The organism is bacterium (assembly GCA_040754625.1).
In the GTDB taxonomy this organism is placed as follows: domain Bacteria; phylum JACRDZ01; class JAQUKH01; order JAQUKH01; family JAQUKH01; genus JAQUKH01.
On the sequence record JBFMCF010000066.1, the window covers coordinates 20717 to 36074 of the forward strand.

17 protein-coding genes are annotated in these 15358 nt (G+C 37.9%); all 17 read right to left on the bottom strand.

Translation table 11 applies throughout. From position 1 onward, the window contains the following. Nucleotides 1-7 precede the first annotated feature (7 nt). Entirely contained in the window at nucleotides 8-661 is a 654-nt protein-coding gene (locus tag AB1498_05725; protein MEW6087786.1) for a DUF4276 family protein, read from the bottom strand. 2 nt (nucleotides 662-663) lie between these two features. Further along, nucleotides 664-1740, bottom strand: a complete 1077-nt coding sequence (locus AB1498_05730) for an AAA family ATPase (GenBank protein MEW6087787.1) — start codon at nucleotides 1738-1740, stop codon at nucleotides 664-666. A 20-nt stretch (nucleotides 1741-1760) separates the two neighbouring features. Next, on the bottom strand, nucleotides 1761-2828 hold the full coding sequence (locus AB1498_05735; protein ID MEW6087788.1) for a tetratricopeptide repeat protein: 1068 nt from the start codon (nucleotides 2826-2828) through the stop codon (nucleotides 1761-1763). Further along, complete coding sequence (locus tag AB1498_05740; GenBank protein ID MEW6087789.1) at nucleotides 2829-3143, bottom strand: LapA family protein; 315 nt, start codon at nucleotides 3141-3143, stop codon at nucleotides 2829-2831. A gap of 68 nt (nucleotides 3144-3211) precedes the next feature. Beyond that, entirely contained in the window at nucleotides 3212-5452 is a 2241-nt protein-coding gene (gene topA, locus AB1498_05745) for a type I DNA topoisomerase (protein ID MEW6087790.1), read from the bottom strand. Nucleotides 5453-5462: 10 nt separating this feature from the next. Further along, entirely contained in the window at nucleotides 5463-6551 is a 1089-nt protein-coding gene (gene dprA, locus AB1498_05750; protein ID MEW6087791.1) for a DNA-processing protein DprA, read from the bottom strand. Next, nucleotides 6552-7037: a CarD family transcriptional regulator gene (locus AB1498_05755; protein MEW6087792.1), complete on the bottom strand. Its 486-nt coding sequence runs from the start codon at nucleotides 7035-7037 to the stop codon at nucleotides 6552-6554. It abuts the gene before it with no gap. A gap of 121 nt (nucleotides 7038-7158) precedes the next feature. Beyond that, on the bottom strand, nucleotides 7159-7755 hold the full coding sequence (gene pyrE, locus AB1498_05760; protein MEW6087793.1) for an orotate phosphoribosyltransferase: 597 nt from the start codon (nucleotides 7753-7755) through the stop codon (nucleotides 7159-7161). 50 nt (nucleotides 7756-7805) lie between these two features. After that, the gene (gene pyrF, locus AB1498_05765) at nucleotides 7806-8507 is read right to left on the bottom strand and encodes an orotidine-5'-phosphate decarboxylase (protein MEW6087794.1); all 702 of its coding nucleotides are present in this window, start codon (nucleotides 8505-8507) and stop codon (nucleotides 7806-7808) included. 3 nt (nucleotides 8508-8510) lie between these two features. Further along, a complete protein-coding gene (panB, locus tag AB1498_05770; protein MEW6087795.1) occupies nucleotides 8511-9314 on the bottom strand; it encodes a 3-methyl-2-oxobutanoate hydroxymethyltransferase in 804 nt (267 codons plus the stop codon). Nucleotide 9315: 1 nt separating this feature from the next. Beyond that, nucleotides 9316-9960: a deoxynucleoside kinase gene (locus AB1498_05775; GenBank protein ID MEW6087796.1), complete on the bottom strand. Its 645-nt coding sequence runs from the start codon at nucleotides 9958-9960 to the stop codon at nucleotides 9316-9318. A gap of 12 nt (nucleotides 9961-9972) precedes the next feature. Then, nucleotides 9973-10449 carry a 2-amino-4-hydroxy-6-hydroxymethyldihydropteridine diphosphokinase gene (gene folK / locus AB1498_05780; protein MEW6087797.1) on the bottom strand — a complete coding sequence of 159 codons (477 nt, stop codon included), beginning with the start codon at nucleotides 10447-10449 and terminating at the stop codon, nucleotides 9973-9975. A 215-nt stretch (nucleotides 10450-10664) separates the two neighbouring features. Beyond that, a complete protein-coding gene (folB, locus tag AB1498_05785) occupies nucleotides 10665-11036 on the bottom strand; it encodes a dihydroneopterin aldolase (GenBank protein MEW6087798.1) in 372 nt (123 codons plus the stop codon). Nucleotides 11037-11088: 52 nt separating this feature from the next. Next, nucleotides 11089-12261, bottom strand: a complete 1173-nt coding sequence (locus tag AB1498_05790) for an LL-diaminopimelate aminotransferase (protein MEW6087799.1) — start codon at nucleotides 12259-12261, stop codon at nucleotides 11089-11091. A 14-nt stretch (nucleotides 12262-12275) separates the two neighbouring features. Then, entirely contained in the window at nucleotides 12276-13508 is a 1233-nt protein-coding gene (locus AB1498_05795) for a DUF2507 domain-containing protein (GenBank protein ID MEW6087800.1), read from the bottom strand. Nucleotides 13509-13511: 3 nt separating this feature from the next. Then, nucleotides 13512-14321: a 4-hydroxy-tetrahydrodipicolinate reductase gene (gene dapB / locus AB1498_05800; protein ID MEW6087801.1), complete on the bottom strand. Its 810-nt coding sequence runs from the start codon at nucleotides 14319-14321 to the stop codon at nucleotides 13512-13514. A gap of 31 nt (nucleotides 14322-14352) precedes the next feature. Beyond that, on the bottom strand, nucleotides 14353-15225 hold the full coding sequence (gene dapA, locus AB1498_05805; protein ID MEW6087802.1) for a 4-hydroxy-tetrahydrodipicolinate synthase: 873 nt from the start codon (nucleotides 15223-15225) through the stop codon (nucleotides 14353-14355). Nucleotides 15226-15358 lie beyond the last annotated feature (133 nt).

The window sequence follows — 15358 nt, forward strand, 5'->3', positions numbered from 1 at the left end:
GTTTCCATCATAGATTTTCTAATTTTTCCAGCCATAGATTAAAATGTTTACACTCTTTCCTGATAGCATTTAATCCAATTCTGTTTGTTATTAACGGACCATGAAGTGTTTTTTGGTAAGAAGGAAATAGATTAGATAAGCGTTTTGATGGAATAGTATTTGGATTGTCATTGATTTCTTCTGTAGAATTAAACTTCCTTTTAATTTCAGCAATTTCATTTACTTTTCTCATATTATTAAAAGCTTTCCCTATTTCTTCCGGCGAAACGAAAACTAACGATTCGAATTCATGCAGTTGTAAGTAAGGAATAAACCTGGGACTATTTATATCTTTCTGAAACAGATTTTCAAGAGAGGCAACTCTGTCAAAACAAATATGCCCTTGAATTTTATCTTTAAATGGGACCATAGAAGAAAATCCGTAATAATCAATCATTGTTGTTACAATACACACGCTACTATCTAGTAAAAGACGAATTATATCATTTTTGACCTTCTCATAAGATGTAATTCCACCTTTAAAAATTAAGCCGGATTTCACTTTTTTTGTTCTTGCAATCACCGGATTGCAATATAACTTATTTCCAAAATAAGGCAAAAATACTCTTTTTACAAAAGTTTCTTCTGTTTGTCCTTCAACTAAAATATGTATTTTCTTCATAATTATGGCCTTCCGCCAATTATATTCTTCTCCCATAAATCACCCAATCCATATTCCTCAAGCCAATTTTCCATATCTTTTTTATTCAATCGTTTGAAAGTTGATTGGTCAACATTTCTATTAACCACAATAATATCTCCAGGGTCAAATTGGTTTACAAATGTAACAGATTGTGTTGCGATAATTATTTGTGTTTTTGTTGCAGCGCTTTTGATTAGGCTCGACAACAGTGTGATTGCATAAGGATGAAGCCCTAATTCAGGTTCATCAAGCAAAATAATAGAAGGTAAATCAGGTTGAAGTAAAAGAGTTGCAAGACAAATAAACCTGAGAGTACCATCAGAAAATGAATGAGAGTTAAATAAAACATCAGAACCTTTTTCTTTCCATTCTAACTGAATAAGATTATTATTAATTGGATTATGTCTGAGGATAAAATCATCAAAAAACGGGGCAACATTTTGAATTGTTTCTACAATATTTCTATAATCCTGTGGATATTTTTGTTTAAGATAAAATAAATATGCTGCGATGTTTGAAGCATCAGGCTGAAGTAAAATATTATCGTTAATATTGCCAAATTGTTTCATTTTCGAAGAATCACTTGTATCATGAAAGTGATATAATTTCCAACTCTTAATAGTATCTAAAATAAATTTGGCAGTTTTTTCGGATCTCTGGACATCATACATGTTTGTTTCATCATTACCATTATATTCGAATGCAATATATGGTTCTCTATATCCTTCACCATAGAAGCATCCTTTTTCCTTTGAAAATATTAATGTATTTTTTAAAGTTGGAATCAAAGAAAAATGATAACTATTTTGTCCAAAAAATAAATCTACAAATAATTCTTTAGTTTGTTTCTGTCCAAAATATAATAATGAATCGACACCGCCTGATTGAGCAACAAATACCTGAAGATTTTTTTCGATTATTTTATTGATTAATTTAAAAAGAGAAACAAAATTAGACTTTCCGACACCATTTGCTCCTATCAAAATGTTTAAGGATTTTAATTCAATATTCATTTCTTTAACAGACTTGAATCCTTTAACTTCTATTTTTTTAAGCATAATAATTTATTCCTATAGAATCAATCTTTATTTTTTTTAATGAACACTTCATCAATCTTATTAAAAATCGCGAGGGCCTCGTCTTTTTTTCCGCTTTTTAAGTATAATAGATATAAATTTCTGTATGCCCTGCCAAAATTACTTTTGTTTCTGACTACCTCAAGATATAAATTAATCGCTTTGTCTTTTTGCCCCATTTTCTCATATATTTCTCCGAGGGCAAAATTTATTTCAGGAACATTTGGATATTTTGCCAGCATTTCCTCGTAAAAGGAAATCATCTTTTCGAATTCCTGCTCTTCAAAATATGCATCCTCCAGTTTTTTATCAATCTTCGGGAGGCTTTGCGGGTCAAGATTAATCACTGTCTGCCATTCTTCAATTGCTTTCTGGATTTTGCTTTCATTATAATAAATATTGCCTAATCCGATATGCGCATTAATACAGCCTTCATGGAGATCAACGGCTTCCTTATAACACTTCAAAGCTTCCTTAATGTCCTGCCTCTTCATATGATTATCACCTATAAAACTCATTAATAAAGCCAGTTCGTTTTTATCCTGGGAATTCTGGAGCTTTAATATTCTTTTTTGTATTTCATACGCCTCTTCCCACATCTCCAGCCGTTTAAGAATATTCTTAAAAGAAATATTCAATGAAAGTTCTTTAATCCCAAATCCCATAAGTTTGTTAACAATACCTTTAATCTTATCCCAATCCTTGCTGCTAATCATAATAAAGTCATTTAAAAGGCAAAAATATGTTTTTACAAGCATATCCCTGGAAATTGTCTGCCTGAGTGTAATCCCTTCATGAATTTTTATGGCCTTTTCAAAATTCCCTTTTTTTCTATAAATATCGCCCAATTTCAAATATGCTTCCACATGGTCGGTATCCAATATTACAACTTGCTTTAACGCGACAAGCGCGGCATTAAAATTTTGTTCGATAATCAAATTTAACGATTTAATATAATACTCGTTTGCTTCTTTTTTAGTCTTGCTCTTCTGCCTTTGTATCTGCCAGTTCTTATGAAAAACTATCCAGCCAAGGAAAAAGCCGATTATCAGCAATACCATCTGAGGCATTTACTCTTCTCCTTCTTTAGTCAATTCTTCCGTTTCCATTATATCTATGTTGCGAAATGATTTTAATTCTTCATTCTGTTTTTCTATCAAGTCCTCTAAACGTTTTATTTCACGTGATATTTTAAACTGGCGCATAACTCCAATAAGACTTACTATTACCATACCTATAATCATCGAAATAATTATTATAAAAACCAGCGGGACCTCAGGAGAATGCCAGCCAAAAAAATGCATGGTTATGGGGTTAGGATTCTGAATGCCTAAAACTACAAAAACAAGCACCAAAAAAAACAGGAAAATTACTTTTAATTCCATAAATTATCTCCTTGTAAAATAACCCAAAAACTGAAGAACAAAAAAAAGTCTTTTTAGTATTTTCAGTTTTACAGTTCTTCTGTCCAAGAGCATCCGGGTTTGGAACACTTTAACGATTCCCCTGATTTATTCACCTTTTCAAAGACAAATAACGCGCCGCAAACGGGACAATGTTTTGCGACTGGCTTGTCCCAGGAAACAAATTTACATCCGGGATATTTACTGCATCCGAAAAATATCCTGCCTTTTCCTGAACGTCTCTGGATTATCCTGCCTGTACATCCCGCCTCCGGGCAATCCATCCCTATTTCCTGCAATATCGGTTTTGTGGTTTTACATTCCGGATAATTGGAACATGCCAAAAACTTACCAAAACGGCCGATTTTAACTATCATGGATTTTCCGCAATTCGGACAAGTCTCCCCGGAAACCTCCTCCTTTGCCACTGTTTCATTTTTCTCATCCCACGGTTTCGCATTACGGCAATCCGGAAAATTTGAACAAGCAAGAAACCTGCCCCTTCTCCCCCATTTTACAACCATTTTCCCGCCGCATTTCTCACATACTATATCGGTAACTTTTTCCTTTTCCTTCTTAATATTTCGCATTGTCCCCTCAGCTTTATTTAAATCCACAAGAAAAATCTTATAAAATTCTTCCAATACCTTTTGCCATGAAACATTTCCTTCTTCAATTTTATCGAGATTGTCTTCCATGTTCGCCGTAAAGTTTACTTCGACAACATCAGGGAAACTGGCTAACAGCAATTCATTGACAATTTTGCCCAGTTCTGCAGGATAAAGTTTTTTATCGGCCTTTTCGACATAACCCCTTTCCTGTATAGTCCCTACTATCGACGCATAAGTACTGGGGCGGCCAATCCCTTTATCTTCCAGTTCTTTTATCAAGGTAGCCTCAGTATAACGCGCGGGCGGTTTTGTAAAATGCTGGCCGGGCCTTATCTCCGTTAATACCAGCAATTCGTCTTTTGCCAGGACCGGGAGTTTTCCTGTCTTATCGTCCTCATTATCGTCTTTTTTTTCTTCATATAGAACAGTAAAACCTTTAAATTTTTCCACAAGCCCTGTCGCGCGGAAAGAAAACCTTCCGGCTTTTATGGTTACAGTAGTCTGGTCATAAACAGCCGCGCTCATTTGTGAAGCAATAAACCTTTCCCAGATTAATTTATATATTTTATACTGGTCTTGCGATATATATCCTTTTATATCATCCGGAACAAACCTGCATGATGTCGGCCTGATTGCCTCGTGGGCACCCTGCACATTTGCCTTTTCCTTCCGTTTAATAAACTCCTTTAAAATATATTCACTGCCGTATTTTTCTTTTATAAACGCAACTGTTTCCCCTATTGCCTCCGGCGAAATTCTAATCGAATCAGTTCTCATGTAAGTAATAAGCCCTACAGGTCCTTTTTCTCCGATTTCCAATCCTTCATATAAATTCTGCGCAATCAGCATTGTCTTTTTTGCGGAAAAATTAAACCTGCGGAACGCCTCCTGCTGGAGACTGCTTGTAATAAAAGGCGGCGGCGGAATTTTTTTCTTTTCTTTAACATTAATATCGTAAACTTTATAGTTTTCCTTTTTCAGCTCTTCAACTATAGGGGTTACTTCATCCTGTTTTTTCAGTTCACTTTTCTTCTCATCTATTTTATAAAGTTCCGCTTCAAATTTTTCTTCTTCTTTCCCTGAAGAAGGCAGCAGAAAAACTGTAATTGTCCAATATTCCTGGGACACAAAACTCTCTATTTGTTTCTCGCGTTCACAAATCAGCCGTACCGCCACAGATTGGACCCTGCCGGCACTCAAACCTTTTTGGACCTTTCTCCAGAGAAGAGGGCTGATTTTATAACCAACCAGCCTGTCCAAAATTCTCCTTGCCTGCTGGGCATTAACCTTATTTAAATCAATTTCACCGGGGCTGTTAATACCCTGTAAAACCGTTTTTTCCGTAATCTCATTAAAATTTACACGAAAAATATTTATTTTATCGTCCCGGAGCTCCTGTGCCAGGTGCCACGCAATCGCTTCCCCTTCCCTGTCAGGGTCCGGTGCCAGGTAAACTGTTTTTGATTTTTTTGCCAACGATTTAAGTTCTTTTAAGACCTTCTCCCTGCCCTTGATGACCTTATACTGCGGTTCAAAATTATTCTCCACGTCAACACCTAATTTTGTCTTCGGCAGGTCTTTTATATGCCCCATTGACGATTTTACAACAAACCCCCCTCCTAAAAATTTGTTAATTGTTTTGGCCTTTGCCGGTGATTCCACGATAAGTAACTTTGCCATAAACTCCTCTTTATAATTTTTTAACAAACATCTTCCCTGCAGATTGTTTAACAAGCCCCTTCAATTCCAGTTGTGTTAAAACACCCAGCACATTCTGGATTGAATCTTTCGTTTCCCTGCAAATAAAGTCAATGTGTTTTGGTTCTTCCGATAAAATTGCAATAATCTTTTTTTCACATTCATTCACTTGAAATATCTTATTATTTATAAGCGTTTTGATTTTTTCTTTATCAATATTGTATTCTTCCAGCACATCAAAAATGTTATCTGTTAATTTCGCCCCCTGTTTAATTAAAATATGCGCGCCTTTATTTTGGTCAGAAAGGGCCTTCCCGGGGACGGCAAAAACATCTCTTCCCTGTTCCAGTGCAAGGCCTGCTGTAATTAAAGACCCGCTTTTAAAACCCGCTTCAACTACTATAGTGCCTTTCGTCAACCCGCTTATTATTCTGTTTCTCCTTGGAAAATTAGAAAAAAAAGGCCTTGTTGCAAGCGGAAATTCTGAAATAACAGCACCATTTTCAGAAATATTTTCGGAAAGTGCACGATTTTCAGGCGGATAAATAAAATCCATTCCTGAACCCAGTACCGCAATAGTCCTTCCTTTTGCCTTTAAAGCCCCGTAATGCGCCGCAGAATCTATTCCTCTCGCAAGACCCGATACAATTGTAAATCCGCATTTAGCTAAATCAGAAGAAAACTTTTCTGCGACTTCCATCCCGTAAGAAGACGCTTTACGAGCCCCTACAATACTTAAGGAAAAACTATCTTCTTTCAATAACTTTCCTTTAATGTACAGGACAAGAGGCGGGTTGGCAATTTCTTTTAAATATAACGGGTATCCTTCATCGTTTAATGTTATATAATGTATTTTTCTCTTTTCCAGCTCCTTTAATTCTTTTTTTAACCCCGGGGATATCCTTTCTATTTTTAAATTTTCCAATGCCTCTTTTTTGGGACCAATAATTTTTGAAAGTTCTTTCTCGCTCCTTGAAAAAATATTTTTTGGAGACCCGAAAACATTTATTAATTTTTTTATTTTATCAAATCCTAAGCCGGGGACCAAATTCAGGGAGAGCCAGTATTCCCTATCTTCCATCTACTTTGTCTCCCATATAACCTTGGAAATAAACTTGTTAGCAAGACTCCTGTTCGATTTCTGGATATAAGCTACTTCTTCAAGCAAATTATGATAAAGACGGTTCCACACCTCTTTTTCTTTGGCAGAAGATATATTTCCTTCTTTATTCTGCCAGTACAGGTCTTTTATGATATCAGGTATGGAAAACGGGTCGCCTTTTTTCATAAGGCTTAAATAATTTGCATATCTCTCCGCCCAGCTCGTGCTCCCTGTTAAAACAACAGACTGCTTTAAGTGGTCAACAAATTCCTGTAATTCTTTTTCCGTTTTAATCGCCCTTATTCCCAATTCCTGAGACCTTTCAACAGGCGCCATTATCTTTGACCCTTTCGTGTTAAACACATAAAATTGCTCTTTCTTCCCGGAAAACCCCGTATCCTCAATTGAATCTATACGGACAATCCCGTATAACGGGTAAAATACATCCTGTTCTACTTGAAACATGATTCCTCCTATAAAATTTTCACAATGCAAAAATTTTCCCAAACTATCCCGATGCCTCGATGAAATCGAGGTTCGGGATCCCGAAGAACATCGGGACAAATTACTCACACGAACCACAAATCTATTTTTTCCGGCTTCCCGGTTTCTCAACAGGTATCGTCTTTTTACATAATGGGCATTCGGCCTCTGTAAATTTCAAAACGTCCAGAGTAAGTAAAACTTCCTTTTTCTGGACGCCAAAATCCACCTTACCCCCGCTTCTGTCCACTATTGCGCCCACGCCGATAATTTCTGCCCCCTCTTTTTTTGCCAATCCAATGATTTCTTTGACCGAACCTCCGGTTGTAATAACATCTTCAACAACTAGAACTTTGTCTCCTTTATTAATTGAAAAACCCCGGCGAAAAACCATTCTATCGTTTACTCTTTCAGCAAAAATCACACGTAATCCTTTTCTGCCTTTTAGCTCCAGATAATCTCCCACACCGCAGGCGACAACTATTCCTCCAAGCGCGGGCGCAATAACAACATCAATATTTTTATCCAAAAATCTTTTTCCTATTAACTCCCCTAATAACCTGGTATATTCCGGATATTGCAAAACAAGCGCACATTGAAAGTAACTATCGCTGTGAAATCCTGAAGTCAAGACAAAATGCCCCGAAAGTAACGCCTTTGTTTTTTTTAATATTTTTAAAACCCCTGCATCTTCTGACATTTCCCGCTCCCGTTTAAAATTTCCTGCCTGACGGCAGTCAGATAATTTGGTCATTTCATTTCTTTAAAAATTCGTCCAATAACACTGATTTTATCTTTTGCTTCTAATATCGGGCGGCCTATGACAAGATAGGATGCCCCGTTTCTTACAGCATTCGATGGGGTGTCTGTTCTTTTTTGATCATTCAATAACCCGCCGCCAAGACGGATGCCGGGGGTAACTATTTTAAAATCTTTCCCGCATATTTTTCTAATCGCCGGGCATTCTTTTACCGAACTCACCACACCGTCCAACCCGCATTCTTCAGCCAATCTTGCCAGATGTGCAACAAATTCTCCAGCCGGTAAATCTATTCCAATTTCATGAAGAAACACTTCATCAAGGCTCGTTAAAAGCGTAACACCGATTACTAAAGGGCATCGCCCGTCTTTTCCCTTCCTTGATTTGGCGGCCTCCGATGCGCGCATCATCATCTCCCTTCCTCCCATGGTATGGATTGTAAGCATATCCACACCCAGGTTGGATGCTTCTTTTACAGCCGATGCCACCGTATTCGGGATATCATTGAATTTCAAATCAAGAAAAACCTTCCCGCCGTTTTTCTGCACCAATTTAATTATTGACGGTCCGCACGCGGTAAATAACTGGCTCCCTATCTTGTAAAATTTAATATAGCCCTTTACTTCATTAATAATCTCTGCCGCTTTTTCCCGGCCGGCTATGTCCAATGCTAAAATTAATTTATCCTGCATATATTAAAAACTATGTTTTTCCCTGTCAGGGAACCTGCCCTTTTTAACATCATCCCTGAAGGACATAAACGCACTTGCGATTTCTTTATTCAAATCAAGATATTTTTTAACAAATTTCGGGGTAAACCTTTCAAAAAGCCCTAACATATCATAAGTCACCAGTACCTGTCCATCACAATATGGGCCAGCCCCAATACCGATTGTCGGTATAGAAATATTCCCGGTAATCTTTTTCGCAAGTTCCAAAGGGATTTTTTCAAGCACAACCGCAAAAACACCCAGTTTTTCCAGCATCTTTGCGTCAGAAATAATTTTGTCAGCCTCTTTTTTATCACTGCCGCGGGTTTTATAGCTTCCAAATTTATTTATAGCCTGCGGAGTGAGCCCCAGATGCCCCATGACCGGAATATCCGCTTCAATAATAGAAGATATGACATCTGAAATTTCAGATCCCCCTTCAACTTTGACCGCGCCGGCCCCGGCTTCCTGGATCATCCTGCCGGCATTGCGCACCGCTTCTTCTTTTGAAATTTTATACGACAAAAAAGGCATATCTGCCACAATCAGGCTTTTTTTGTTGCCGCGGACCACTGCCTTCGTGTGATAAACAATATCGTTAACAGTAACAGGCAGGGTAGTTTCATGGCCCAGGACCACCATACCCAGAGAATCACCAACAAGCACAACATCTATTCCTGTTTTTTCCATCACGAAAGATAAAGGATAATCATAAGCAGTCAGCATTGTAATTTTTTCGCCATTCTGCTTCATTTCTTTTAAAACGGACGTGGTAATTTTTTTATCCATTTTATCTCCTTTTAGACACCGGCACGTAATACTTCTTTCCCTTCCCCATTTCTTTTATTTCCTTAATTAGGTTGTCCAAATCTTTATGGCTATGGACAAAATCAATCTCATTCGTATTAATGACAAGAAGCGGGGTATCGTTATAATGAAAGAAAAAATTATTAAACGCCTGGTTTACAGATTCCAGGTATTCCGGGGAGATGCCTTGTTCAAAGGCTATCCCCCGCGTTTTTATTCTCTCGATCAAATTCTCCGTGCTGGCCTGTAAAAATACAACTAAATCCGGCAACAATATTTTCTTCTTTAACAGCGAATGAAGGTGCCTGTACATTGAAATTTCATCTTCATCCAGGTTAAGGTGCGCGAATATCTCGTCCCTGACAAAAAGATAATCACTTATTGTAATCCTTTCAAACAAATCCTGTTGTTGTAATTCTATCTGCTGCCGGTAACGGCTTAATAAAAAAAATACCTGCGCCTGGAAAGCGTATTGTTCCTGGTTTTTATAAAATTTTTCTAAAAACGGATTTTCGCTTGCATTTTCCAAAACAAGTTTCGCATGTAATTTTTCTGCCAATAATTTAGCTAAACTAGTTTTCCCCGCCCCTATCGCTCCTTCAATAGCTATATATCTAATTTGCTCCATAAAGTAAAGTATTTATTTTTTTAATTTCTTTATCAAATCAGCGATTTTTATGCCTTCCCCGGGATATGCCAAATCTTTTGCAATTTCAATCAAAGGATTTAGAACAAAAAGCCTGTTTTTCACCTCAGGATGAGGGATTATCAATCCATGTTTTTTGACAACCAGGTCGTTATAAAAAATAATATCAATATCCGCAATCCTCGCCCCCCACTTTTTAATTTTTTCCCGGCCTATTTTTTTCTCCAGAGATTTAATAAAAAAAAGCAGCGCGTCCGGTGTCAACCTGGTTTTTATCTGGATTACGGCGTTAATAAAATCAGGCTGTTTTTTCTCCCCTAACGGAGATGTATTATAAAAAGAAGAAACTTTTTCTACAGTAATTAATCTATGCTTTTTTATCTCATTAATAACATAATACAGATTATTTCTTCTATTCCCGAGATTCGATCCCAGGCTCAAAAATATTCCTGACATTTTACCAATCATCATTTAACAATTAACTCTTCACTATTCATTACCAGAAGCGGTTTCATAAGTCTCTTCTACTACAGTTAACTGCAGGACTTATGCACTGCGTTATCGGCACAAAATGTCCTCGACATAGCCCTGCTATGCCTGCGGGCATTTTGCACCTGCTGCCTTGTTCATAAGTCCTTCGCTTAAGTTCGTGACGAACCGACTTATGAAACCGCTTCAACTGTTTATTAACAAGTGCTAATTGCTTTTTCCCTGCAGATTTCAACTGCCACGTAATCCAGCTGCCCGCCCAGTAAAACCTGTGGTTTTTTGATTTGCAGATATAATTTATTAATAACGCCTATTTTTAGTATTTCATCCGCAATTGTCTCAGCCAGCGCCTCTAAAAGATTATATTTTTTCCCTGCCTGAACATTATTTATTAATTTATAAATTTCCTGGTAATCCACAGTATTTTTTAGACTGTCGGTTTTGCCCGATTTTTTCAAGTCTAAAAACAACTCTATGGTTATAACTATTTTTTGCCCGATTTCTTTCTCAAAATCTTTTGTCCCATGAAAACCATGGAACACCATATCTTTAAGAACAATTTTGTCCATAAATAGATCGCCTGACACCGCGTTAACAGCTTTGAAAAATTTTTTCTTTTTATTATATCTTTAACTTTTCAATTCGATTCAATGCTTCCTGAAGCCTTTTTATATCGCTTGTAAGAGAAAAACGTATATAGCCTTCTCCCGCGCTTCCAAATCCCGACCCGGGGGTTGCAACAATACCGCATTCTTTTATTAGCGCGGTAGTCATTTCTCTTGACGTTAAACCTTTCGGGACCGCGACCCATACATAAAAAGTCGCTGCGGGATAAATTACGTCCCATCCTAATTTTTTCAAAACGCCGGTGAAAATATCCCTTCTTTCCTGATAGACCTTAATAATCTCCTCTTTTACTTCTTTCGGCGATTTTAAGGCCTCAATTGCGGCCAATTGAATTGCCTGAAAAATCCCTGAGTCAAGATTAGTTTTTATCTGCCCAAGACCGCTGATTATTTCTTTGTTGCCCGCGGCAAAACCAATACGCCACCCCGCCATATTAAAGGTTTTGGAAAAAGAATGAAATTCTATTCCCACATCTTTGGCACCGTCAACTTCTAAAAAACTTATGATGCGTTTGCCGTAATAAATTTCGGAATATGCGGCATCATGACAGGTAATAATATTGAATTTTTTCGCAAAATCAACGACATCCGAAAAAAATTCTTTATTTGCGACAGCGGTAGTCGGGTTATTCGGATAGTTGATAAACATTAATTTTGATCTTTTTGCGGTTGTTGTGTCAATTTTTTTCAAATCCGGGAAAAAATTGTTTTCCCGCAAAAGAGGCATAAAATACGGTATCCCGCCCGCGAAAACAGTGCCTGCCTGATAAACGGGATACCCGGGGTCAGGCACAAGAACAAAATCGCCTTCATTAACAAACGCCAGCGGGATATGCCCAATTCCCTCTTTAGAACCAATCAGGGCAAGAATTTCAGTTTCAGGGTCTAACACAACGTCAAATCGTTCTTTATACCATGAAGCAACTGTTTCCCGGAATTCAATCATTCCCGCATAAGACGGATACCCGTGGTTATTTTTATTAGCTATTTCTTCCTGCGCCTTTCTGATAATATTGGACGGCGCGGGCAAATCAGGGCTTCCAACGCCTAAATCAATTATATCAACACCTTTTTTTTTCGCCTCGGATTTTAAATTATCAAGCTCAGCAAAAAGATAAACCGGTAATTTTTTTAAACGATCAGCTTTTTTAATTTTAAAGTTTGCCATCTGCTCCTCATTTTTTATGAATAAATAACATAACAGTTTCTGCCTTTGTTTTTAGCCTGATATAAAGCCGCATCGGCATTTTTAATCAATTCAACTACACTTGAAGCATTCTTTGGATAATTACTGACGCCCAGGCTTACACTAATCTTTCTTTTTTCATTTCCCCTGATAAAAAAATGGCTGTCAATTCTTCTAACAATTCTTTCGGCCATTGGCTTCACTTTAGATTCCTCTAGTTGAGGCAGGATTACGACAAATTCATCTCCTCCGTAACGGCACAAAATATCTATATTACGGATATTAGCCTTCACAACTTTAACTAATTCAGCTAATAAGGCGTCCCCTTCAGGGTGGCCGTGAGAATCATTGTATTTTTTGAAATAATCAACATCAATCAACATAACACTTAAAGGTATACTGTGCCGTTCCGCCCTGTCAAACTCCTCTTTTATCCTGTTCTGGAAATAACCAAAGTTATAGACATTTGTCATCGCATCAATAATCATTGATTTTTTTGCCTGTTCATATAACTGGGTATTCTCTAATGCCACTATTGTGTGCGCTGTCAATGTTGAAAGAAGCTGGATATTTTCCTCGGAATAATCTATACCAGCTTCTTCAATAAATTTGTTCAAAAAATGAGGTTCCTTTAAATATTCTTTTCCAAGTTCTATTTTGTTTATCGTTCCAACTGCCTGGAATTGACAATATTTATCTCCGAGCCCCCAGCACTTGGTCTCCTTGACAGACATCCGCTTTTTAAAAATGTTCTCGGCAATACCCGCGATAATACCGGCCTCAAAATAACAAATCGGCCTGCCAACCGGCAGTAATCCCGCGCAGGTGGCCGATTCATACAAATTAACCAGCATTTTTTCATCATCAAATTCTACAACTTCCATACGGCCTAATTTAAGTTTTTCAATAAACTCTATCATCTCCCTGATAGATCTTATAGGGAGCTTTATTCCCAGCCTCTTACCGCCATAATAACTAAAACTCGAAAAACTCTCCCCTAAAATCCCGCGCAGGCCGACAAGTCTTATAAAACGATATAACAGAACAGACGTATCAGTCCCCAATTCTTCCCGCGTTATCTGCTCCACATTATCCAAATCTAACCTTAAGACATTGTCCTCTCTTTCCATTTTTTTCACCCCTCCTGTCTTTGCTGTCCCATCACCTATTATTTTAAAAAGCCGGCTAACCGCGCTATTATCATCCTGCGGTTTATTTTCTTCTTTCATCTATTACTTTTCCCTGATACCCAAAATATCCTGCATATTATATAATCCGGGTTTTGCATTCACCGCAAATCGCGCCGCCTTAACCGCTCCAAAAACAAATACTTCACGGCTATGGGCCCTATGCGTGACTTCTATTCTTTCACCTGGCCCCGCGAAAACTATAGTATGGTCCCCGACAATATCCCCGCCGCGCACCGCATGAATACCTATCTCTTTTTTACTGCGCTCCCCGGTAATCCCTGACCTCCCGTAAACAGCGCATTCTTTCATATCCCTGTTTAAACTGCCGGCAATAAGCTCGGCCAGTTTCAGAGCTGTCCCTGATGGTGCGTCTTTTTTTAAATTATGATGTGCTTCAATTATTTCAATATCATAATCATCCCCCAGTATTTTTGCGAACTTCGGTACCAGGGAAAAAAGCGAATTAACTCCTATACTCATATTTGGCGACAAGACACATGGGATGTTCCTCGAAGCGTTATTTATAATCTTTAGTTCCGGCCCGATAAAACCGGTGGTCCCAATCACAATTGGTTTTTTAAATAAATGTGCTGTTTCCAGGTGTTCAATAGATGTTTTCGGATTAACAAATTCAATAATCACATCAGATTTGTCAATGACCTTTTTCAAAGACGGAGAAATATCTATGCCCAATTTTCCGGCACCAAGTATCTCCCCAATATCTTTTCCAATATTTAAATGCTTCGGATTCTCGACCGCGCCGGCTAATTTCATGTCAGACTGGCTTAATAAATGGCGAATGATCGCCGACCCCATCCGTCCGCAGGCACCTGTAACAACAACATTAATCATATCATCTCTTTTTATCACAACAATTTCTCCTTTAAATCAATCCGTTTGCCTTTAACATTGATTTGAGAGCATTGGAATTTTCTTCACTCATCTGGCAAAGAGGAAGCCTCAACTCAGGCAATATCATTCCCATCATTGATAAGGCGGTTTTTACAGGAATCGGATTAGTTTCCAAAAATAGTGCCTTTATAACAGGGAAAAGCTTATAATGCAATTCCTTCGCTTGAACAAGATTATTATTGAAAAATCCTTCTACAAGCCGGCTGACCATTCCCGGAACTATATTAGCGGCAACCGATATCACGCCATGCCCCCCAATAGACAAAAATGGCAAAATTGTATAATCATCGCCTGAAAGCATGGTAAACCTGTCCCCGCATAACCTGATAATCTCCGATGCCTGTTTCATATCGCCCGTGGCTTCTTTAATCCCGATTATATTTGAAATTTTTGCAAGCTCCGAAACTGTCTGAGGAAGAATGTTCGTCCCCGTCCGCGTAGGAACATTATAAATAATAATAGGAATATCCACGCTGCGCGCTATCTTTTCATAATGCAGAAAAAGCCCCCGCGGTGTCGGCCTGTTATAATAAGGTGTTATTAAAAGGGCCCCGTCCGCCCCCTTGCTTTTAGCGAATTTTGTCAACTCCAGGGCCTCTTCGGTATTATTCGAGCCCGCCCCGGCAATCACCGGCACCCTTTTATTTACCGTGGATATTGTTATTTCCACAACGCGCTTATGTTCCTCAAATGCCAGTGTGGCTGACTCACCTGTAGTCCCGCAGGGAATAATACCTTTAATCCCTCCCTTAATCTGAAACTCAATCAGTTTTTGTAACGCTTTTTCATCAACCTTTCCTTCTTTAAAAGGGGTGACAATAGCTGTCATTGCGCCTTTAAACATTTTATCCTCCTATGTTAAAAGTCAATTATTTTCTACTCTGAAGACTTATTTTTTAAATAGCTTCAGCTAATTTGAATTTATTAAAATCATCGAACACCCAGTTATTTTTAAGTGTGCGATAAATTATTGTAAG

Coding starts and splice junctions, on each gene's coding strand:
- AB1498_05725 (MEW6087786.1), bottom strand. CDS start 661: ATGAAGAAAATACATATTTTAGTTGAAGGACAAACAGAAGAAACTTTT.
- AB1498_05730 (MEW6087787.1), bottom strand. CDS start 1,740: ATGCTTAAAAAAATAGAAGTTAAAGGATTCAAGTCTGTTAAAGAAATG.
- AB1498_05735 (MEW6087788.1), bottom strand. CDS start 2,828: ATGCCTCAGATGGTATTGCTGATAATCGGCTTTTTCCTTGGCTGGATA.
- AB1498_05740 (MEW6087789.1), bottom strand. CDS start 3,143: ATGGAATTAAAAGTAATTTTCCTGTTTTTTTTGGTGCTTGTTTTTGTA.
- topA (MEW6087790.1), bottom strand. CDS start 5,452: ATGGCAAAGTTACTTATCGTGGAATCACCGGCAAAGGCCAAAACAATT.
- dprA (MEW6087791.1), bottom strand. CDS start 6,551: ATGGAAGATAGGGAATACTGGCTCTCCCTGAATTTGGTCCCCGGCTTA.
- AB1498_05755 (MEW6087792.1), bottom strand. CDS start 7,037: ATGTTTCAAGTAGAACAGGATGTATTTTACCCGTTATACGGGATTGTC.
- pyrE (MEW6087793.1), bottom strand. CDS start 7,755: ATGTCAGAAGATGCAGGGGTTTTAAAAATATTAAAAAAAACAAAGGCG.
- pyrF (MEW6087794.1), bottom strand. CDS start 8,507: ATGCAGGATAAATTAATTTTAGCATTGGACATAGCCGGCCGGGAAAAA.
- panB (MEW6087795.1), bottom strand. CDS start 9,314: ATGGATAAAAAAATTACCACGTCCGTTTTAAAAGAAATGAAGCAGAAT.
- AB1498_05775 (MEW6087796.1), bottom strand. CDS start 9,960: ATGGAGCAAATTAGATATATAGCTATTGAAGGAGCGATAGGGGCGGGG.
- folK (MEW6087797.1), bottom strand. CDS start 10,449: ATGATGATTGGTAAAATGTCAGGAATATTTTTGAGCCTGGGATCGAAT.
- folB (MEW6087798.1), bottom strand. CDS start 11,036: ATGGACAAAATTGTTCTTAAAGATATGGTGTTCCATGGTTTTCATGGG.
- AB1498_05790 (MEW6087799.1), bottom strand. CDS start 12,261: ATGGCAAACTTTAAAATTAAAAAAGCTGATCGTTTAAAAAAATTACCG.
- AB1498_05795 (MEW6087800.1), bottom strand. CDS start 13,508: ATGAAAGAAGAAAATAAACCGCAGGATGATAATAGCGCGGTTAGCCGG.
- dapB (MEW6087801.1), bottom strand. CDS start 14,321: ATGATTAATGTTGTTGTTACAGGTGCCTGCGGACGGATGGGGTCGGCG.
- dapA (MEW6087802.1), bottom strand. CDS start 15,225: ATGTTTAAAGGCGCAATGACAGCTATTGTCACCCCTTTTAAAGAAGGA.